The sequence below is a fragment of the Vibrio sp. 10N.261.51.A3 genome (genome assembly GCF_041471965.1).
Classification (GTDB): Bacteria; Pseudomonadota; Gammaproteobacteria; order Enterobacterales; family Vibrionaceae; genus Vibrio; species Vibrio crassostreae_C.
Genome location: NZ_JBFRPK010000005.1, coordinates 71,831 through 92,144, shown reverse-complemented (window position 1 = coordinate 92,144; position 20,314 = coordinate 71,831). Strand labels below are relative to the sequence as shown.

General features: G+C 43.1%; 18 protein-coding genes. 9 read left to right on the top strand and 9 right to left on the bottom strand.

The annotated features are described in order from the left end of the window. The first annotated feature begins 61 nt into the window (after window positions 1–61). The 4 genes from AB4371_RS02050 to AB4371_RS02035 all read left to right on the top strand — a co-directional run bounded on the left by AB4371_RS02050 (window position 62) and on the right by AB4371_RS02035 (window position 4,197). Window positions 62–523, top strand: a complete 462-nt coding sequence (locus AB4371_RS02050; protein ID WP_017060696.1) for a DUF2919 domain-containing protein — start codon at window positions 62–64, stop codon at window positions 521–523. A 65-nt stretch (window positions 524–588) separates the two neighbouring features. Continuing rightward, window positions 589–1,512, top strand: coding sequence for a Dyp-type peroxidase (locus AB4371_RS02045; RefSeq protein WP_017060695.1), 924 nt, complete (start codon window positions 589–591; stop codon window positions 1,510–1,512). Window positions 1,513–1,633: 121 nt separating this feature from the next. Next, a complete protein-coding gene (locus AB4371_RS02040; protein ID WP_372148748.1) occupies window positions 1,634–2,767 on the top strand; it encodes a flagellin in 1,134 nt (377 codons plus the stop codon). A 296-nt stretch (window positions 2,768–3,063) separates the two neighbouring features. Then, window positions 3,064–4,197 carry a flagellin gene (locus AB4371_RS02035; protein WP_102300543.1) on the top strand — a complete coding sequence of 378 codons (1,134 nt, stop codon included), beginning with the start codon at window positions 3,064–3,066 and terminating at the stop codon, window positions 4,195–4,197. Window positions 4,198–4,682: 485 nt separating this feature from the next. Here AB4371_RS02035 and crr read toward each other — a convergent pair whose 3' ends face one another. From crr to cysZ, 5 genes are all read right to left on the bottom strand, one after another. After that, window positions 4,683–5,162: a PTS glucose transporter subunit IIA gene (crr, locus tag AB4371_RS02030; RefSeq protein WP_372148745.1), complete on the bottom strand. Its 480-nt coding sequence runs from the start codon at window positions 5,160–5,162 to the stop codon at window positions 4,683–4,685. Between the two features lie 106 nt (window positions 5,163–5,268). Then, on the bottom strand, window positions 5,269–6,993 hold the full coding sequence (gene ptsI / locus AB4371_RS02025; protein ID WP_048660880.1) for a phosphoenolpyruvate-protein phosphotransferase PtsI: 1,725 nt from the start codon (window positions 6,991–6,993) through the stop codon (window positions 5,269–5,271). A gap of 136 nt (window positions 6,994–7,129) precedes the next feature. Next, window positions 7,130–7,387, bottom strand: coding sequence for an HPr family phosphocarrier protein (locus AB4371_RS02020; RefSeq protein ID WP_004734263.1), 258 nt, complete (start codon window positions 7,385–7,387; stop codon window positions 7,130–7,132). A 302-nt stretch (window positions 7,388–7,689) separates the two neighbouring features. Continuing rightward, on the bottom strand, window positions 7,690–8,658 hold the full coding sequence (cysK, locus tag AB4371_RS02015; RefSeq protein ID WP_017061934.1) for a cysteine synthase A: 969 nt from the start codon (window positions 8,656–8,658) through the stop codon (window positions 7,690–7,692). A 237-nt stretch (window positions 8,659–8,895) separates the two neighbouring features. After that, window positions 8,896–9,654 (bottom strand): sulfate transporter CysZ, encoded by a 759-nt coding sequence (gene cysZ / locus AB4371_RS02010; RefSeq protein WP_029235129.1) that lies wholly within the window; start codon window positions 9,652–9,654, stop codon window positions 8,896–8,898. Window positions 9,655–9,883: 229 nt separating this feature from the next. Between cysZ and zipA the strand changes: the two genes are divergently transcribed. From zipA to cueR, 5 genes are all read left to right on the top strand, one after another. After that, a complete protein-coding gene (zipA, locus tag AB4371_RS02005; RefSeq protein WP_017061932.1) occupies window positions 9,884–10,927 on the top strand; it encodes a cell division protein ZipA in 1,044 nt (347 codons plus the stop codon). A 92-nt stretch (window positions 10,928–11,019) separates the two neighbouring features. After that, complete coding sequence (gene ligA / locus AB4371_RS02000; RefSeq protein ID WP_102320156.1) at window positions 11,020–13,032, top strand: NAD-dependent DNA ligase LigA; 2,013 nt, start codon at window positions 11,020–11,022, stop codon at window positions 13,030–13,032. A 525-nt stretch (window positions 13,033–13,557) separates the two neighbouring features. Next, window positions 13,558–14,661 (top strand): porin, encoded by a 1,104-nt coding sequence (locus tag AB4371_RS01995; RefSeq protein ID WP_102393246.1) that lies wholly within the window; start codon window positions 13,558–13,560, stop codon window positions 14,659–14,661. A 98-nt stretch (window positions 14,662–14,759) separates the two neighbouring features. Beyond that, a complete protein-coding gene (locus tag AB4371_RS01990) occupies window positions 14,760–15,563 on the top strand; it encodes a DUF2057 domain-containing protein (protein WP_372148743.1) in 804 nt (267 codons plus the stop codon). Window positions 15,564–15,656: 93 nt separating this feature from the next. Further along, window positions 15,657–16,049, top strand: a complete 393-nt coding sequence (cueR, locus tag AB4371_RS01985; protein ID WP_136982045.1) for a Cu(I)-responsive transcriptional regulator — start codon at window positions 15,657–15,659, stop codon at window positions 16,047–16,049. A gap of 563 nt (window positions 16,050–16,612) precedes the next feature. Here the strand turns inward: cueR and AB4371_RS01980 are convergent. The 4 genes from AB4371_RS01980 to AB4371_RS01965 form a co-directional block, all read right to left on the bottom strand. Next, window positions 16,613–17,062 carry an NfeD family protein gene (locus AB4371_RS01980; protein ID WP_048660872.1) on the bottom strand — a complete coding sequence of 150 codons (450 nt, stop codon included), beginning with the start codon at window positions 17,060–17,062 and terminating at the stop codon, window positions 16,613–16,615. 3 nt (window positions 17,063–17,065) lie between these two features. Then, complete coding sequence (locus AB4371_RS01975) at window positions 17,066–17,995, bottom strand: SPFH domain-containing protein (protein ID WP_017063395.1); 930 nt, start codon at window positions 17,993–17,995, stop codon at window positions 17,066–17,068. A 197-nt stretch (window positions 17,996–18,192) separates the two neighbouring features. Further along, the gene (locus AB4371_RS01970; RefSeq protein ID WP_017061924.1) at window positions 18,193–19,047 is read right to left on the bottom strand and encodes a co-chaperone YbbN; all 855 of its coding nucleotides are present in this window, start codon (window positions 19,045–19,047) and stop codon (window positions 18,193–18,195) included. Window positions 19,048–19,443: 396 nt separating this feature from the next. Beyond that, window positions 19,444–20,271: an SDR family oxidoreductase gene (locus tag AB4371_RS01965; protein ID WP_372148740.1), complete on the bottom strand. Its 828-nt coding sequence runs from the start codon at window positions 20,269–20,271 to the stop codon at window positions 19,444–19,446. Window positions 20,272–20,314 lie beyond the last annotated feature (43 nt).

The following is a 20,314-nucleotide window of genomic DNA, read 5'->3' as shown; positions in this document are numbered from 1 at the left end:
TAGTTAAGTATGAATGATTTGCGTTAAAGTGTTGGTTTGAAAATAAGTGAAAGTGAGATTTGTGCGGTACTCCATAGAACAATACGACAAGCACGGCTTTTTGAAAGCTCCAATCTTGCTCTGGCTAGGTTGGTTGTTTCTTGCGAAAGCCTTGGTCGTTTTCATTGTTGCAGGCGCAAGCCGAGAATCGGGAACCGATATTCTTGAGATAATCTACCCAGACCATCAGATGTTTTATGTCGGGATCGCGTTGAGTGTGCCTAGTTTGCTGCTGATGTGGTTATTTGGGCTAAGATCGCCAGATAGAAAGCGCCTTAACAAAGTCGTGTCATGGGGACGTTGGGTTACCATGATGGCTATCTTGGCACAGGGCTCCCATACGATTTATTTAATCTATTTGGATAACGGATGGTTCCGTTGGTCAAATGGCATCACCCTATTGTTGCTGCTGTGGTTAGCGCTTTATCTAACCAATAGCCATGCTGCAAGGGATTGCTTTAAAGTGGTTGAGCTCGAAGACTGATTCTCATCAAAACATTTGTCCCATTCACAATTATACTTAGAAGCTAAAACTGGAAGGAATAATCTATGCTTAATGTTTCAAATGAGCAGCCTAACGTTCAAAGTGCTATTTTGCCTGAAGCTGGGCCTTTCGCGCTTTACGTTCAACTTAAAGTGAACGCTAATACTGCTAATGTACTAGCAGAAATTCAAAAGCTTCCGACTCTAATCGACGAACTAAACCAAACTCAGCCTGATGCGAACTTAACGGCATCGGTTGCGTTCTCAAAAGCTTTTTGGGATAGGTTCGAGCAAGCAGCGCCCGCTGATTTGATCGACTTCCCTGTGCTGGGTGAAGGTGATATCACAGCACCGAGCACACTGTCTGACGTTCTGATTCACTGTCATTCAAACCGACATGATCTGCACTTCTTTATCTTGCGTAAATTGCTATCTGAAGTAGCAGCTGATGTTGAAGTGGTTGATGAAACTTATGGTTATCGCTTCCTAGACTCTCGTGACATGACAGACTTTGTTGATGGCACTGAAAACCCGAAAGACGCACAACGTGCTGAAGTTGCTATTGTGCCTGAGGGTGAATTCGCTGGTGGTAGTTATGTAATGGTGCAGCGTTTTGTGCACAATCTGCCAGCTTGGAATCGCTTGAATGTGTCGGCACAAGAGAAAGTGATTGGCCGAACTAAACCTGATTCAATTGAGTTAGATGATGTTCCTGCGGCGTCTCACGTTGGCCGTGTGGATATCAAAGAAGAAGGCAAGGGGCTTAAGATTGTTCGCCACAGTCTACCTTACGGTACTGCTACGGGCGACCACGGCTTATTGTTCATTGCTTACTGTAACGTTCGTCATAACTTCGATGCGATGTTAGAGAGCATGTACGGCACAACAGATGGCAAAACAGACCAACTGCTTCGCTTTACCAAAGCAGTGACTGGCGCTTACTACTTTGCACCTTCAACTGACATGTTGAGTGTATTAACGATTAAGTAAATCACCTCATCTGCAGCAAAGAAAGGGAGCCTCAGGGCTCCTTTTTTATTAAAGCTTTATATGAACTGGTCGATATAAGAGCAATCGTGAGTTTTATTCATCTTTTTGTAAGCGAAGGTCTATGGCTATAACTGTTAATACAAATGTCTCAGCGCTGGTGGCCCAGAGAAACCTCTCTAATGCTAACAACATGCTGAACCAATCTTTGGAGCGCTTAGCTTCAGGGAGCCGCATTAATAGTGCAAAAGACGATGCGGCTGGCTTACAGATCTCAAATCGATTAGAAGCACAGATGAGTGGCATTGATGTTGCTGTTCGAAATGCTAACGACGGTATCTCCATTATGCAGACTGCAGAAGGAGCTATGAATGAAACCACTAATATCATGCAGCGCATGCGAGACTTATCTCTACAAGCGAGTAACGGCTCGAATAGTTCATCGGAACGAATCGCTATTCAAGAAGAAGTCACCGCGTTAAATGACGAGCTGAATCGAATTGCCGAAACCACTTCATTCGGTGGTAAAAAACTCCTTAACGGCAGTTTTGGGCACACCTCGTTTCAAATCGGCGGCAGTTCGGGCGAAGCTGTGCAGATTGGTTTGAAAAGCATGCGTACTGATGACATCAACATGGGCGGCTTTAGCTACGTTGCTAATGGCATGGCCAGTGATTCATGGGCAGTGAAATCAAACCAGAATGATATGACGATGTCGTTTACCGATCGTTTTGGCCAGCCTCAAGAGATCATCATTAATGCGAAAGTCGGCGATGACATTGAAGAGTTGGCGACCTACATCAATGGTCAAACGGATCTGGTCTCAGCTTCGGTTAATGATGATGGGCAGCTTCAAATCTACATGTCTGGTGAAGATACCTCTGGCACTATCTCTTTCTCTGGTTCACTCGCGAGTGAACTGTCGATGTCAGCGGGTTACTATGAGTCGGTGAATGACATCAATGTGACGGATGTGGGTGGTGCGCAGCGCGCCGTCTCTATTTTGGATACGGCGATGAAGTATGTCGATAGCCATCGCTCTGAATTAGGCGCAATGCAAAACCGCTTCGACCACGCCATTAACAACCTTGAAAATGTTCATGAAAACTTGGCGACCTCAAACAGTCGAATCAAAGATACCGATTACGCCAAGGAAACGACTCAGATGCTAAAGCAGCAAATTCTGCAGCAAGTTAGCACCACTATTCTGGCTCAAGCGAAGCAAGCACCTAACCTTGCCTTAACCTTGTTAGGTTAATCAATTACTTTAAATCTCATAACACCATTTCAGTTTATTTGGCTTCTTTGGTTAATAAAAACACAAAACCTCGCTCGACGGATTTCTCGACAACTTTAGCGTTTTTCTTATCTTTTTTTGATAAATTTATTACCAGTCACGCTTTCTTCTCCTTTATCGCTATTTCTTTAATTTTATTGTTTTTTTCCTAAAGGTTTCGTCAATTACGCCGTTATTAAAAGTAACTTTGAGAGAACTACTTGGTTTTCCGAGACGTCGGAAACCGCAATACCGGAAAATCAATTGGAGAAATCACCATGGCAGTGAATGTAAATACAAACGTTTCAGCGATGACTGCGCAACGTTACCTAAACAACGCAAACAGCGCACAACAAACATCAATGGAGCGTCTAGCTTCTGGCTCTAAAATCAACAGCGCAAAAGATGACGCTGCGGGCCTACAAATCTCGAACCGTTTGAACGTTCAAAGTCGTGGCCTTGATGTTGCTGTACGTAACGCGAACGACGGTATCTCAATTGCACAAACTGCTGAAGGTGCAATGAACGAGACGACTAACATCCTGCAACGTATGCGTGATTTGTCTCTACAATCTTCAAACGGCTCAAACTCAAAATCTGAGCGTGTAGCGATTCAAGAAGAAGTAACAGCACTGAACGACGAACTGAACCGTATCGCGGAAACGACGTCTTTTGGTGGTAACAAGCTGCTTAACGGTACTCACGGTACTAAATCATTCCAAATCGGTGCGGATAACGGTGAAGCTGTAATGCTTCAACTGAAAGACATGCGCTCTGATAACGCTCAGATGGGTGGTAAGAGCTACCAAACTGAGAACGCGAAAGACAAAGACTGGAACGTTCAAGCGGGCTCTAACGACCTAAAACTGTCGTTCACTGACAACTTCGGCCAAGCACAAGAAATCGACATCAGCGCAAAAGCGGGTGATGACATCGAAGAGCTAGCGACTTACATCAACGGTCAACAAGATTCTGTTAAAGCGTCTGTTACTGAAGACGGCAAGCTACAAATGTTCACAGGCAACAACAAAGTGAGCGGCGATGTGTCTTTCTCTGGCGGTCTTGCGGGCGAGCTAGGTATTCAAGCAGCTAAAGACGTAACGGTTGATACTATCGACGTAACATCTGTTGGCGGCGCACAAGAGTCTGTAGCAGTAATCGATGCGGCCCTTAAGTATGTAGACAGTCACCGTGCTGAGCTAGGTGCTTTCCAAAACCGTTTCGATCACGCTATCAGCAACTTAGACAACATTAACGAGAACGTTAACGCATCTAAGAGCCGTATTAAAGATACCGACTTCGCGAAAGAAACGACTCAGATGACTAAGTCTCAGATCCTTTCTCAAGCTTCAAGCTCGATTCTTGCTCAAGCGAAGCAAGCACCGAACTCGGCACTTAGCCTACTAGGTTAATCGATTGAAAAGCCACGTTGACCAATAGTGTTGACGTTAGGCTTCCACAAATTAGCTCGTGGTGAGAGATGAGCGCTAAACAGACCCAGCTTCGGCTGGGTTTTTTATTGCCTGAAATTTGGAGAAGAGAGGGGAGTTGTGGTGTTGGTAGTTGATTGGAAAGCGAGATTCCCTATCACGTTCGTGCCTCACTGTAGGGAATGACGGGAGTTGGGTATTGGTGACTCTATAGCTAACTGTATAGAAGAGGTCGGTTTGAGTAACAATCACTCAGGCTTAAACCATAGTGTTTAATCGTCATCCCAGAATCGAACCGAGCGAGATGTCAGGGATCTCTGTTCGTGAGAGGCCCAAAGAAGAAGGGGATTTGTAGTTGTTAGGTATAAGGCCAAAGCGGCTGGTAATCTGGCATTAGAACTATATAGCAGGCACAAAAAACGCCACCCTTAGGTAGCGTTTTAATTAAAGCAGATAAGTAATCGAGATTACTTAGTTACTTTAAGAACTGGAGTTTCGCCAACAGTTACAGAACCAGAAAGCTTGTTCAGCTCTTTGATTTCGTCCATGTTAGAGATAACAACTGGAGTAAGCGTAGATTTTGCTTTCTCTTCTAGAAGCGCTAGGTCGAAAGTGATGATAGTGTCACCAGCTTTAACAGATTGACCTTCTTCAGCTACACGAGTGAAGCCTTCGCCTTTAAGTTCAACAGTATCGATACCGAAGTGAACGAAAAGCTCAACACCGTCGTCAGACTCGATAGAGAATGCGTGGTTAGTTTCGAAGATCTTACCGATAGTACCGTTAACTGGAGCTACCATTTTGTCGCCAGCTGGTTTGATCGCGATGCCGTCACCAACGATTTTTTCAGCGAAAACTACATCTGGCACATCTTCGATGTTTACGATTTCACCAGCATCAGCGCTGTCATCAGATACAAGCTTTTTCAGTTTGTCAAACAGACCCATTGTGTCATGCTCCTAACGTTTAGTTTTATTCTGTAGAATATACTATACCAATCTAACAAATTAGACGACTATTTTTAGCCGTCTAACGTTATTAAGCGATTGGCGATTACTGAGTTTTCTCAGCGATGAACTTTTCTACGCAAGCTTCAATTTCAGCAGCTGTTGGTAGAGATAGTGCTTCGTCAGCCATAGCTTTAACTTCAGCGAAGTTAGAGTTACGGATTACTTTCTTAACTTTAGGGATAGAGATACCGCTCATAGAGAACTCATCTAGACCCATACCAAGAAGAAGTAGCGTTGCACGCTCATCACCAGCAAGCTCACCACACATACCAGTCCACTTACCTTCAGCGTGTGATGCGTCGATCACTTGCTTGATTACTGTAAGAACAGCAGGAGATAGTGGGTTGTATAGGTGAGAAATCATTTCGTTACCACGGTCTACCGCAAGAGTGTATTGCGTTAGGTCGTTAGTACCGATAGAGAAGAAAGATACTTCTTTCGCTAGGTGGTGTGCGATTGCAGCAGCTGCTGGAGTCTCAACCATTACGCCGATTTCGATTTCTTCATCGAAAGCTAGGCCTTCAGCGCGAAGTTCAACTTTGTACTCTTCGATTGCTTTTTTCAGTTCACGGATCTCTTCAACAGAAATGATCATTGGGAACATGATACGTAGTTTACCGTGTGCAGACGCACGTAAGATGCCACGTAGTTGGTCACGTAGGATTTCACGACGATCCAAGCTGATACGTACTGCACGCCAGCCTAGGAACGGGTTCATCTCTTGTGGAAGGTCCATGTATGGTAGGTCTTTGTCGCCACCGATATCCATAGTACGGATAATCACTGACTCGCCTTCCATTGCTTCTGCTACTTCTTTGTAAGCAACGTATTGCTCTTCTTCAGTAGGAAGCGCGTCACGGTCCATAAATAGGAATTCAGTACGGTACAGACCAACGCCTTCACCGCCGTTACGCAGGATACCGTCACAGTCTTTTACTGTACCGATGTTGCCACAAACTTCTACACGGTGACCGTCTAGAGTTTCAGCGTGTAAATCTTTTAGTTTTGCTAGTTCAGCCGCTTCTGCTTCGAAATCTGCTTTGATTTTCTTAGCTTCTGCTAGTTCAGCTTCAGAAGGGTTGATGATGATCTTGTTGTTCATCGCGTCTAGCACAAGCATGTCGCCGTTCTTAACTTGCTTAGTGATATCGTTAGTACCAACGATAGCTGGAAGCTCAAGAGAACGTGCCATGATTGAAGTATGAGATGTACGACCGCCGATGTCACAAGCGAAACCAAGAACGTAGTCTAGGTTGATTTGTGCAGTTTCAGATGGCGTTAGGTCGTAAGCTACTAGGATAACTTCTTCATTGATATCTGCTAGAGATACAATGTTGATGCCTAGAGCATTTTTAACGAAACGAGTACCGATATCACGGATATCAGTTGCACGTTCTTTTAGGTACTCATCATCAAGAGACTCTAGTGCAACAGCTTGCTCTTCGATCACAGTGTGGATCGCGTTGTCTGCGTGCATCTTGTCTTTCTTGATGAGTGCTAAAATCTCTTCTTCTAGCTCTTCATCTTCAAGCAGCATGATGTGGCCTTCAAAGATTGCTTCTTTTTCTTCGCCAAAAGTTTCAAGTGCTTTTTGCTTAACAACTTCAAGTTGTTGAGAAGATTTGTTACGAGCGTCAAAGAAACGCTGTACTTCTGCTTCAACTTGGTCGTCAGAGATAGATTGAGTGTTTAGGACAATTTCATCTTCTTGAAGTAGTAGTGCTTTACCGAAAGCAATACCAGGAGATGCTAGGATGCCTGAAATCATAGCCTTACCTTAGTTGTTCAACTGTAAACGGGAGAGTGTGTGACTTTAAGTCGTCGACTAATGTCGCGCTTATTCCTATCTATTTCGAACAAAGCCACTTTGCTATGCAAAATGGCTTTGAAAGAAGGAGACCGTATTAGTGTAGTTGATCCATAAGAGCAACTAGGTGGTCTACTGCTTGCTGAGCTTGAGGACCTTCAGCTGAAATAGTAACGTTAGTACCTTTTACTAGGCCTAAAGTTTGTAGTTTGAACAGGCTTTTCGCGCTAGCGCTTTTGCCGTTAGAAGTCACTGTGATGTCAGCGTCGAAAGATTTTGCTTCTTTAACGAACTGTGCAGCTGGACGAGTGTGAAGACCGTTTTCTGCTGTGATTTCTACTTGCTTCTCGTACATTTTATATACCCCAATTAATTTATTTTTTGTAAGTTTGTAACCAGATTAGCTTAACTGCTTTAGCCCAAATGCGCTAGAGGCTAGTACGCCATGTTCGTGTTAGAACTTAGACTGGTTATAAATTTTTATCCAGCCATGGTCGTCTTTTGCTGAGTACTCATGACTTTCAGAATTTGTTTATTGCTTCTTTTATTTTGAAGCGAAAAATAAAACAGACCTGATATTACCAAAGGTGGGGCAGGGATCAACAAAAAAGCCCCTAAACGGGGCTTTTTTGGACGAAAAATTGATTTGACCACATATTATTGTTGGTTCTCTTTTTCCGTAAAGATGCCAGCAAATAGGGCTGTGCTTAGGTAACGCTCACCAGAGCTTGGTAGTACAGTAACGATAGTTTTTCCTGCAAATTCAGGTAGTTCGGCGATTCTGTTTGCTGCTACAACTGCCGCGCCAGATGAGATGCCTGCAAGAATACCTTCTTCTTTCATTAGGCGTTGAGCCATCTCAATCGCTTCTTCAGAAGTTACCGATTCAACACGGTCAATAATCTCTAAATCTAGGTTTCCAGGGATGAAACCTGCACCGATACCTTGAATTTTGTGTGGAGCTGGTTTGATTTCTTCGCCTGCAAGTGCCTGTGCAATCACTGGAGACTCTGCGGGTTCAACCGCTACTGAAGTGATCGCTTTGCCTTTTTCACCTTTAATATAACGACTTGTACCTGTGATAGTACCGCCCGTACCAACACCCGCTACAAACACGTCGATTTCGCCGTCTGTTGCTTCCCAAATTTCAGGACCAGTCGTTTGCTCGTGAATTTGTGGGTTGGCTGGGTTGTTGAACTGTTGAAGTAGTAGGTACTTGTCTGGGTCTGAAGCAACAATCTCTTCTGCTTTAGCAATCGCACCGTTCATACCTTTTGGTGCTTCAGTCAGCACTAGGTTTGCGCCAAGCGCTTTAAGCAGCTTACGACGTTCTAGGCTCATTGATTCAGGCATAGTTAGCGTTAGTTTGTAACCGCGTGCTGCTGCTACGAATGCAAGTGCAACACCTGTGTTACCACTGGTAGGTTCAACAAGCTCGATACCTGGCTTAAGCGTACCCGCTTTTTCTGCTTCCCAGATCATGTTTGAACCGATACGACATTTAACACTGAAGCTTGGGTTACGAGCTTCGATCTTAGCTAGGACGTTACCTTTGCTTACTTTGTTAAGGCGGACTAGAGGTGTGTTACCAATCGTTAGGGTGTTGTCTTCGTAGATCTTGCTCATGCGATATTCCTTCATTTAATGACAGAACTAAACGTAGTATATCAATCACTTTACCGTCTAGTGTCTTACGATGTTTATTCAGCTTGAATTTAGATTAAACAAGTTGAAAAAAAGGTAAAAGGATTAAAAAGTTATATCATATAGATATGTAGCAGAATTCACGCCTATCTTTATTGAAATCAGAACTTCAAAAAGATAGGCGAAACTAGGAAGTATAGGCGGGGTAATAGACGAGAATTATAGACGAGAACGCAGAGCTTGGTCTTTAAACTCAGCAACCCACATTGCCGTCGCGCCGCAAACGGCAACGGGCATTACGATCAGGTTTAGAATTGGAATTGTGGTGAACACAGAAACAAGCGCGCCAAAGCTGTAGCTCTTGCCTTGTTTTTGTTTCAAATTGTTTCTCATGTCATCAAATTTGATTTTATGGTTATCGAACGGGTAGTCGGCGTATTGAATCGCTAACATCCATGCTGTGAAAATGAACCATAAAAACGGAGCAACGGTTTGCCCTAGTGCTGGAATTAACAAAAGTAGGAATAAACCGATCGCTTTTGGCAGAATGTAGACAAGCTTGCGCCATTCTCTCGCTAATATACGTGGGGTATCTTTGAGGACATCAAGTAAACCATCGTCATTAACTTTTTTACCGCTCAACAACTCTTCAACTTTTTCCGCGAGTAAACCGTTGAACGGTGCGGCAATGAAGTTAGCGAGCGTGCTAAAGAAATACGAGAATGTTGCCAAGACGGTTAACACAAGTAATGGCCATAAAATGTATGACAACCACGACAAGAAACTTGGCAATGCACCAATCCAACCTTCAATCCAAGTGTTTAGGTTGGAGAAGATATAAAACAAGGCACCACCAACGAGTAACACGTTCGCGATAAGTGGCATTAGTACAAACTTACGAATGCTCGGTGATAAAGCGATTTTTATTCCGAAAATAAAATAGCCAAAGCCGGAGCGGGGAACAGATTCAATAGTCATATTTAAATTAGGTCACATGTGAATTTGGTTAAATAGCAAACATGTCTAGTGTACTCGACCGAAATTAAGAAAAAAAGCGTGGTGAAAATCACACCATGTAAGGAACTAATTGTATTAAGTTGTTCTAAAACAGTGGCTACTTTTGATAGAGTAGTGAGATTAGCCAAATTAACCCAACTTAGTGACAGCGTGTTTATAGCTAGTTGACTAAGAAAGCTGAGAGCGAAAAATGCAGGAATTGCGATTTGTACTCATTATTGTTGGCGCATTAGCTATCGCCGCATTATTGTTCCATGGTCTATGGACGAGTAAAAAAGAAGGGAAAGCAAAGTTTGGAGATAAGCCGCTCGGTAAGCTTGATAACGACAGCTTAGATGAAGCAGAAACTATTCCAAACCGTTCATTCGCCCCAGAAGATGATTTTGAGATAATCCGAAAAGAACGTAAAGAGCCGGATTTTGCTGTTTCACCCTCTGATACTGATCCGCTGATCGACTCAGATCCGCTAACAGCGCCACAAGCGAAAGAAGCTTACGAAGATGATATCGAATTAAATGATCTTCCTTCTTTCAGCGTAGAAGACCCAATTAAGGTTGAAAGTGAACCTGAAGTGATTGAGGAAGAGAAGGACGTTGAGCCTGAAGTTCCAAGCTTTGAGTTGACTGACGAGCAAAAAGAAAACCATGCCGGCTTTAAAGTGCAGTACGGTTCGTTTGAAGAGCCTTCTGAAACAGTTGATGAGCCAGTCGTTCCAAACGAAACGCTTACTCAAAGAGAGCCCGTTGTTGCGAAAGAAGTCGTGACTCCGCAAAGTGCGACTGTTGAAGAAGCAAAACCAGATGAAGAACTTGGTTTAGAAGTGATCGTTCTTAATGTTCACTGTGCTGGAGAGATCCCATTCGTTGGGACTGAACTTTTCCGCAGCATGGAGAACAACGGTTTAACTTATGGTGAGATGTCTATTTACCACTGCTTTGCACAATCTACAGATGCACCAAAGGTTATTTTCAGCGTTGCAAACATGATGCAGCCAGGAACGCTAGAACATGATGATCCTGCTGACTTCACGACTAAAGGTATTTCGTTCTTTATGACGTTGCCTTGTTATGGTCAAGCTGATCAAAACTTCAATGTGATGCTGAGTGCGGCGCAGAAAATTGCTGACGATATGGGCGGAAACGTGTTGGATGAGTCACGCAACTTAATGACACCAAACCGTTTATCTGACTACCGCAAGCAAATCAGAGACTTTATGACGGCATCGAATGCCTAGCCGTATTGTTTAGCCTTGTAAATAATCTATATTTATAGAAAAGGGCTCCTAAGGGAGCCCTTTTTGATATTTCAATCACGATAGAGAATGATATGAAAGAATCGATTCAAGTTACCTTAGAGCAGTTAAGAGAAACTCTGCATTATCACGCCGTTCGTTATTACGTAGAAGATAGCCCTGAGATCCCTGATGTCGAGTACGATCGATTAATGCAGCAATTGCTAAAGATCGAAGAAGAGAACCCGGAACTAGTGACAGTAGATTCTCCGAGCCAACGTGTTGGTGGTCAGCCTCTCGATGGTTTCACTCAAGTGACTCATGAGATCCCAATGCTTTCTCTGGACAATGCTTTCTCTGATGAAGATTTGGATGCGTTCAATAAGCGAATGTCTGATAGAGCGCCAACCGCTAACCTCAAGACTTTCTGTTGTGAACCTAAGCTTGATGGCCTTGCAGTTAGCCTACTCTATGTGAATGGTATTTTAGTTCAGGCTGCGACACGTGGTGACGGTGCGACGGGTGAAAACATCACTGAAAACGTGCGTACGATCAGCTCTATCCCACTTAAGTTACAAGGTGAAGGCTGGCCGCAGCGTATTGAAGTTCGTGGCGAAGTGTTTATGCCAAAAGCGGGTTTCGATAAGTTGAATGAGATGGCGTTGAAGAAAGGCGAGAAAGTATTTGTTAACCCACGTAATGCCGCCGCAGGTAGCCTGCGTCAGCTTGATTCCCGTATTACTGCGAAACGTCCGCTAGCTTTCTACGCATACAGTGTCGGTGTTGTACAAGGCGCTGAGCTATCAAATAGTCACTACGAACGCTTTTTACAGCTTAAAGGTTGGGGCTTACCTATGTGCCCCGAGACTAAGCAACTGAGCTCTCTCGAAGACGTGAAAGCCTATTACCAAGATATTATGACTCGTCGTGATGCTCTGGCTTACGAGATTGATGGCGTTGTTATCAAAGTCGACGATATCGCGGCTCAAGAAGTGCTTGGTTTTGTTGCTAGAGCGCCACGTTGGGCAATTGCTTATAAGTTTCCAGCTCAAGAAGAGATTACACTGCTCAATGACGTTGAATTTCAGGTGGGCCGTACTGGCGCTATTACGCCGGTTGCTAAACTTGAACCTATCTTCGTTGGTGGCGTGACGGTCAGCAATGCCACTTTACACAATGCCGATGAGATTGCGCGTTTAGGCGTGAAGGTAGGCGACAGCGTTATTATTCGCCGTGCAGGTGACGTTATTCCACAAATAGTGGCTGTTGTACTAGATCGTCGCCCTGAAACGGCTAGAGACATTGTTTTCCCTGATGCTTGCCCAGTATGTAGTTCTGCGGTTGAGCGTGTAGAAGGTGAAGCTGTAGCGCGTTGTACTGGCGGTTTAGTCTGTCAGGCGCAGCGTAAAGAAGCACTTAAACACTTTGTTTCTAGAAAGGCGCTAGACGTTGATGGACTGGGCGTGAAAGTTATTGAGCAGCTTGTGGACCGTGAAATGGTCGAAACACCTGCTGATTTATTTAAGCTAAGTGCTGGCGTGATTACTGTTCTTGACCGAATGGGGCCTAAATCGGCACAGAACGTCGTGAGTGCGTTGAATAAAGCTAAAGACACAACGTTAGCACGTTTCCTCTATTCACTCGGTATTCGTGAAGTCGGTGAAGCGACGGCTATGAACTTAGCTCAACACTTTAAGACGTTGGAACTGGTTCAAGCAGCTACTCATGAACAATTAGTTGAAGTGTCAGATATTGGTGACATCGTTGCTAGCCATATCACCAGCTTCTTCTCACAAGAGAAAAACAGAGCGGTCGTCGATCAGCTGATAGAGCTAGGTGTGAATTGGCCAATCATCAAAGAAGCTGCCGATGACCAAGAGCTACCATTAGAAGGTAAAGTCGTTGTGTTAACAGGCTCATTGTCGCAATTAGGTCGAAGTGAAGCTAAAGCTGCGTTACAAGCATTAGGTGCGAAAGTGACGGGTAGCGTATCGAAGAAAACGGACATCTTGTTTGCCGGTGAAGCTGCGGGTTCTAAATTAACTAAAGCACAAGATTTAGGTATCGAAATAAGAACAGAAGAAGATCTAATAGCCCTTATTTCGTAAGTAAATACAGATAAAAAAAGCTCAAAGGCACTCATTTCAAGGGAGTGCCTTTTTTGTTTCTGATATAAAAATGAGGGCTTTTTAATTGTTGAGAATTTTGTTCCTATACGAACTCTAAAATCAGGACAGTGACGCTGCTCAACATTAATGAAATACCATTCTAGTTGTATCAAAAATGCGAGTCATATCTATTTTTACAAAGTGATAATTACCTCAAGTTGTTGAATTTATTGGTATTGATTTTGTTTTGGTGAGGATTTTTCTATTTATCGATCTGGATCACTAAGTACCTATTAAATTTGCACCAACTCATATTTTTTTAGATGAAAATTAAGTTCTCATTGATCTTTTTGAGGGCGAAGTTAGTCTTAATGCCATGGATGCACATGATGTGTATAACCAGAAAGGAAATAGAGAATTCAGAGTTTAGGGTTCTCAAACAAGAAAAGGTATTTCTCTCTACGGCGGCCAACTTTAGGCGGGGAATATTCAAACAGCTATATCCATTTTTAGGAGTTTTATTCCATGGAAAACAAAATTTTCAAACGTACTCTACTAGGTGCATCCGTTGCACTTTTATCGACAGGCGTAATGGCGAAAGAAGTTGGTATCAACTCTGATTTCAACGTTGACGTATACGGTGTTGCAGCTATCTCTCTAGTTAACTACAACACAACTGACAACAACGACTCTAGTACTGGTTACGCTGTAGAGAATGAATCTCGTATCGGCTTCCGTGCTCATAAAGAGATGTTTGATGACGTATTAATCACAATGCAGATTGAATCTGGCTACGTAGATAGCACAGACTGGGGTCATGGCGGCGTTTCAGGCGGTGTGCTTGGTTTCCGTGATACGTTCGTTGGTGCTTCTGGCTCTTGGGGTAACCTGCGTGTGGGTCGTGTTCTTACTCCACTATACGAAATCGTCGACTGGCCATTCTCTAACCCTGGTCTAGGTTCTGTATTCGATTGGGGTGGCATCAACGGTCACTACGATCGTCAATCTAACCAAGTTCGTTACGATTCAGCTAAATTTGGCGGTTTCTCTTTTGCAGCTTCTGTTGGTCGTGACGATAACGACAACGGTGGTGGTGCAGCAACTCGTGACGCAAACTTTGTTGGCGCAAGTGCTAAGTACAGCTTCGAGAAAGTAACATTAATGGGTGCGGTTGAATCTGGTACACGTGTAACTCCAGCTGTTGATGCTGGTTTTGAGTTTAACCCAGAGACGGGTATTGCAGACCCTGTAGCTGCTGCTGCGGAAATTAAAGACGATACATTTGCGTACATCGTTGGTTTTGAAGCTAGCCTACCTGCAGGTTTTGGTATTGCAGCTGCGTTTAAAGGCGAAGAGCTAGATAACGGCATCCGTAAGCAAACACAAGATTCTTACTCAATTATTGGTCAATACTGGAACGGTCCAATCGGCTTTAAACTGGGTTACGCAGCGAACTTAGAATCTGAACTTAACGGTAAGAAAGAAGCTAACTCAGACAGCAACACTATTTCTGGTCAGTTAATGGCTGTTCATAACGGTTTCGTACCTTACCTACGTGTAGCGGGTCGTACTGTTGGTGACGCTGATACAGATATCGTAACTCGCGTTGGTCTTGAATACGGTTTCTAAGCTAGAATCTTTAGCTTAAACAGTTAGATAAAAATCAAAACGCTGGTAAATTTTGTTTGCCAGCGTTTTTCCATAGTGAACATAAGGAATTAGTCATAATGAATAAAGTTAGTGTAGTTGTATTATCATTATTTTTGGGAGCTTGTAGTTCACTCGATTCACAAAGTAATTTTGCAGACTCAGTTGCTGATGTGCAGCCCAAAGGTGGTTACATTAAAGTAACCGGTCAATCTTACGTAGCAGAAAATAGAGCAAATGTAGGCGCAGACATTCTCAAGTCGTCGCTTTACTTTACATACAATAAAGAAGTAACACCAAATACTGCCCCAGAATCTTCAATTACTATGGACGTGAGTTACTTCCAAAGTTACAAAGAGTACGAAACGGTTAGTTTTTTTGGTAAAACGATAGAATTAGAAGATAGACAAGTACCAAGAGAAAGCTGCAGCGAACACTGCACAAAGACTCAATATATTAAATTTCCATTGAGCGAAGCTGACATCCAGCAAGCAAGAGAAAAGAACTTAGAATTTACACTTGATGGACAAAACTCAGTAATGAGTACAACTTTCATTGTGCCGAAAGCGTATATCGACACAATCTATAATGGCGCAAATAATCATACAGCTATGGCTGTTGCTCCAGTAGCGGTGCCTGTCGCGGCTGTGGTTGCTGAAGAACCAAAAGCGTCTCAAGCTCAAGAGATGGTTAATTATTGGTATGGTGAAGCAACAAAAGAAGAGCAAGCTGCAGTGACTGATTGGGCATTCAAGAACCGTAAGAACGCCAACCCAGCATCGCTAGAAGGCTCAAAAGAGATCGAAATGGTTTCATACTGGTTCAACAAGCTAGACAGTGAAGAAAAATCTCAAACTATGATTTGGTTGTTAGAGCAAGAGTAAGCCTTTAACGTTACGCCCTAACTATGTTTTTCAACCGCAGTATTGTATAACAGCAGTACTGCGGTTTTTCATTTTAGGCTTACAGGTAAGATTGTGAATATTGGTGAAGTAGCGAAGCGTGTTGGTACAACAGCGAAATCCATTCGCTTTTACGAAAGTAAAGGCATGATGAGCCCCCCACATCGTTCAGAAAACGGCTATAGGCAATACGGCGAGATTCACATCGAACAGTTAGAGTTTGTACTAAGAGCTAAAATGGTTGGGTTTACCCTTGATGAGTGTAAAGCACTGGTTGAATTGGCAATGAATCCCAATAGAGAAAGCTACGAGGTAAAAAAGAAGGCAACGCAGAAGTTAGACGAAATAGAGTTGAAGCTTGCTGAATTAAATAAAATGAAAGCTCAACTGCAATCTTGGGTTCATGACTGCCCTGGTGATGCTTCAACAGAATGCCCTATCTTAAACAATCTATCTGGCCGCAGTTAGGTTGTGTCAGTTATAAATAATTGTCAGGCCGCAATTATATTACTAGCCTGACTTTAGTCTCCTATCACAGCACTTTTCCGCCGTAATGTTTACATATCAGCAATGGTACGTGAGTGACTGCATTACCATCTGAACATTTTACAATAGGCCCCATGTTTCCATTACCAGGAGACTGACTACTCGCGAGAGCGCTTCCGAATGATAAGCTGAAAATAGCCGTTAGAATTATTAAAAAATGTCTCATACAAACTCCATTAGGTTTATCTCTGATTGAGATAAATGAAAGTATGGACAAGGAAAAGAAAATTTCAAAAATTGGACGGACTTAACATTTTTAATAATTATAATTAAGAGAGAGTCAGGCTAATTATTCATATATATCTTGGGTAAGAAATCTGGCTTTCTTATACCTTTTTAGCTTAATCAAACTTTTTAGCTTTACGAAATAAGAACTTATTTTTTTTTCAATTCAATCTATCGCAATGATAATTCGAATATTATTAAGGTTCAAAAATAGAGAAAGCCTGCATTTATTGAAAATGCAGGCTTCATATAGCTCTTGTTTATAAAGGTTCTATTATTAGAACGATTCCGTCTAAAGCGACAATCTTAATTTCGGTTCCAGATGGAATATCTTGACTGGCCTTTGCTGACCAAGAAGAGTCACCGAACTTAATTCGACAGCTACCTTTCTTTACGTCTTCACTTAAAATAACGGTTTGACCTACCAATTGTTTTTCTCTTTGGTTTAACTCTCGCCCTGCATCTGACTGCTTGTCATTAGACAGTTGTCTTCTCCACCACAACCAAGTGGTAATAAGAGAGAAGCTAGCAAAGGACAGCCATTGCATCTGCCAACCAATTGGTAATGCTCCTAATAGGGCACCGACCAGCATGGCAGATATGCCTATCCATAAAAAGTAACCAGCGGTTCCAACCAGTTCAAGTGCAAGCAGTGCTAGACCAAACGCTAACCAGTGCCAGTGGTTTACTTGTTCTAGTAATTCGACCATAAGTTAGTCCTTACTACCTTTGTCATTCTTATGTGCAAACATCTCCGCGATACCCGCTACAGAACCCATAAGGCCAGTTGCTTCGAGTGGTAGCATGATGATCTTGCCGTTTTCAGCTTGGCCTATAGATTTCAATGCGTCGGTGTAACCTTGTGCAATGAAGTAATTGACCGCTTGCATGTCACCTTGAGCAATTGCCGTTGATACCATTTCTGTCGCTTTCGCTTCTGCTTCTGCGGCACGCTCACGGGCTTCTGCTTGCAATATTGCCGCTTGCTTCTCACCTTCTGCTTTCAGGATCTCTGATTGCTTGTGGCCTTCTGCTTTCAAGATCTCAGCTTGTCGTACACCTTCTGCTTCTAAGATATCAGCACGTTTATTACGCTCGGCTTTCATCTGGGCATTCATCGCAGCAGTAAGGTCTGCTGGTGGCTGTACGTCTTTAATTTCGATACGGGTGACTTTTACGCCCCAGGGGTTTGTCGCTTCATCAACGATGTTCAGTAGCTTGGTATTGATCATGTCACGCTGACTCAGCATCTCATCCAGTTCCATCGAGCCAAGCACAGTACGGATATTAGTGAGGGTTAAGTTACGGATCGCATGTTCAAGGTCATTCACTTCATAAGCTGCCTTAGGCGCGTCGATAACTTGAACAAAACAAACCGCATCGATAACCACATTTGCATTATCTTTGGAGATGACTTCTTGTGCTGGGATGTCGAGAACACGCTCCATCATGCTGATGCGCTGTCCAACTTTATCAATAAATGGAATGATTAAGTTAAGACCCGGTTTAAGGGTGTGTGTGTATCGCCCGAAGCGTTCAACGGTCCAGTTGTTGCCTTGTGGAACGGTTTTTACGCCAGCGAAGATAAATAACAGTGCGACGGCAGTAAAGACGCCGATAGTAATCAAGGTATCAATAGGCATACAAAATCCTTTGCAAGTTTGAGTTTTTGATAGTTCAGTATTGATACTGGCTCATATTTAAATTCTGAGCAAATTTATAAACGAGAAATGGGCCATAAATCATTGATTTTATGGCCCATTTTACATTCTATTATGCGATAAACTAATTGATTGAATTGTCAATTTTCGATGTTTAATCTACGGCTTTTTAGGTTTAACTAGTAAAGCAGAGAGTACAGTTGTCGACGGTACTTACTGGCAACTGGGTTACCTTGTCCAAGCGCACTCAAGATGTCCATGAACTCTTTCTTCATGTCACCATCGAGAGCATTAAGATCTTTGGCTAGGAAAGACCATAATAGATCCATAGCTTCTTCACTGCGGTTCACTTGGTGATATTGCAATGCTAATTCAGATGCTGTTTTAGCGTCGCTCGGATTTTGCTGAAGAGCGGCTTCTAATGCTTGTATTTCAGGGCTGTCTGCTGCTTGTTTATGAAGTTCAAGCTTTGCAACTAAGCCTTTGTAGTAGTTGTCTTGGTACTCAAGAGGGATAGTTGCTAGCTGAGTTTCAGCAAGGTCAAATTGTTGTGTTTCTAACAAACACTCTGCGATCGCCAGTTTTACTTCACCTTTATTCGTCAGCTCTGCTGGAAGTTGCTGCATTGCTGCTAGTGCCTGTGTGTGCTCGCCAGCTTGCATTTGCTCAAGAGCCTGACGCAAAGCAAGTTCATCTTGGCTAGGAAGGTGTTTGCTGAGCATATCGACAATAGCTTCTATGCTTTGAGGGCCACCGAGCCCATCGACTGGCTGACCATTAACAAACAGTGCAATAGTGGGCAGTGCTTGAACACCAAACTGGCTAGCAATAGCTTGCTCTTGTTCGCAATTGAGCAGGGCTAAGGTGAAGGCACCGTTGTATTGCTGAGTTAAAGTTTGCAGTTCAGGAATGACTTGGGCGCTCTCTTGGCTCATTGGTGCCCAAAAATGGATGAGTACAGGGGTCTGCATCGAACCTTCTAATACTTGACGAAAGTTCTGCTCATTAAGTTCAACAATATGCGGAGATTGCATTTACGTTCCTTGAGGTTTGTTTTGTGGATACGTTGCAAATATGGGGGGATTAGTCGGTAACTTCAAGATCTAACTCGGTTATCTCGGATAAAAAGAACCAAAAATAGAAAAACGCTATGCTTCGATGTTGATATAATTGTTATCTCAACATCGAAGGCATAGCGTTATCATCGAGGTAGTCAGTGAGGCGTTGCGTGAGATACTCAAAACAGAATAAACAACGTAATCGCCAGACCCACACCTACCCAATTAAGGCGGTTTAAAGTCATGAGATTTCCAGAGTAGAACCATCAATTGGGAATAACTGATGGGATAGGATAATCATGACATCTTATTGTTACGGAAAAATTACATCGTTACATTAAAGTTTGCGACTCTGCATTCAAAGTTAGTAATTTATGCAGCTTTTCTCAAAATAGGGTCTAGCAAGCGACTTGGTAGAATCCTTTTCAATACCGCGAACACTTTAGTCGGGGTCGTAACTCGGTATCTTAGCTTGGGTTTGTCGGCGGTGAGAGCATGGAATACCGGCTCAATACAACTTTCTGGAGGCAGGACAAAAGCGTTATTCGATGATTCTTTTTGGAGTCGATCTTTTTGTTGTTGGTAAGCGTCTTGGTGGGCGCTGCCAGAAATGTTGATCCATTTATTGAACGCTTTCAAGGCATTGGTTCTAAATTGAGTCTCAATTGGCCCTGGTTGCAGTAATGAGATCTGTATACCGCTGCCATGCAGTTCTAATCGTAAGGTATCTGTCCAACCCTCAATCGCGAATTTAGAAGCATTATAAGCACCACGATACTTCATGGCTGCAAAACCTAATACGGAACTGTTTTGTACGATTCGACCTTCGCCACGCTCGCGCATGTGCGGAAGGATCTGACAGACGAGATGATGCCAACCAAAGAAGTTGGTTTCGAATTGTTCTCTGAGTCCTTGGGTCGGTAAGTCTTCTAGCGCACCTGCTTGACCGTAAGCACCGTTATTGAATAATCCATACAATCCATTAGGTGCGAGATCAATAGCAAGCTTGGCGCCATGCTCAATACTTTCTTGGTTGGAAAGATCTAATTGAATACAGGTGAGGCCTTCATCTTGAAGGCGTTGAACATCTTGTGGATCACGACAAGATGCAATGACATGAAAACCACGCTTTTGAAGTGCATGAGCACATGTATAGCCAATACCTGTTGAGCAACCGGTAATCAGAATCGACTTGTTCACACTTAATCCTTTATTAGAGTCTCTATCGCTCTAGGGTAAAGAA

What these genes read in the sequence shown, in the direction of transcription:
- cysZ (WP_029235129.1), bottom strand. Translation starts at nt 9,654, where the DNA reads ATGACTATTGAATCTGTTCCCCGCTCCGGCTTTGGCTATTTTATTTTC.
- AB4371_RS01990 (WP_372148743.1), top strand. Translation starts at nt 14,760, where the DNA reads ATGAATAAAGTTAGTGTAGTTGTATTATCATTATTTTTGGGAGCTTGT.
- AB4371_RS01995 (WP_102393246.1), top strand. Translation starts at nt 13,558, where the DNA reads ATGGAAAACAAAATTTTCAAACGTACTCTACTAGGTGCATCCGTTGCA.
- crr (WP_372148745.1), bottom strand. Translation starts at nt 5,162, where the DNA reads ATGGGTCTGTTTGACAAACTGAAAAAGCTTGTATCTGATGACAGCGCT.
- ligA (WP_102320156.1), top strand. Translation starts at nt 11,020, where the DNA reads ATGAAAGAATCGATTCAAGTTACCTTAGAGCAGTTAAGAGAAACTCTG.
- AB4371_RS01970 (WP_017061924.1), bottom strand. Translation starts at nt 19,047, where the DNA reads ATGCAATCTCCGCATATTGTTGAACTTAATGAGCAGAACTTTCGTCAA.
- AB4371_RS02040 (WP_372148748.1), top strand. Translation starts at nt 1,634, where the DNA reads ATGGCTATAACTGTTAATACAAATGTCTCAGCGCTGGTGGCCCAGAGA.
- cysK (WP_017061934.1), bottom strand. Translation starts at nt 8,658, where the DNA reads ATGAGCAAGATCTACGAAGACAACACCCTAACGATTGGTAACACACCT.
- zipA (WP_017061932.1), top strand. Translation starts at nt 9,884, where the DNA reads ATGCAGGAATTGCGATTTGTACTCATTATTGTTGGCGCATTAGCTATC.
- ptsI (WP_048660880.1), bottom strand. Translation starts at nt 6,993, where the DNA reads ATGATTTCAGGCATCCTAGCATCTCCTGGTATTGCTTTCGGTAAAGCA.
- AB4371_RS02020 (WP_004734263.1), bottom strand. Translation starts at nt 7,387, where the DNA reads ATGTACGAGAAGCAAGTAGAAATCACAGCAGAAAACGGTCTTCACACT.
- AB4371_RS01980 (WP_048660872.1), bottom strand. Translation starts at nt 17,062, where the DNA reads ATGGTCGAATTACTAGAACAAGTAAACCACTGGCACTGGTTAGCGTTT.
- AB4371_RS01975 (WP_017063395.1), bottom strand. Translation starts at nt 17,995, where the DNA reads ATGCCTATTGATACCTTGATTACTATCGGCGTCTTTACTGCCGTCGCA.
- AB4371_RS02035 (WP_102300543.1), top strand. Translation starts at nt 3,064, where the DNA reads ATGGCAGTGAATGTAAATACAAACGTTTCAGCGATGACTGCGCAACGT.
- AB4371_RS02045 (WP_017060695.1), top strand. Translation starts at nt 589, where the DNA reads ATGCTTAATGTTTCAAATGAGCAGCCTAACGTTCAAAGTGCTATTTTG.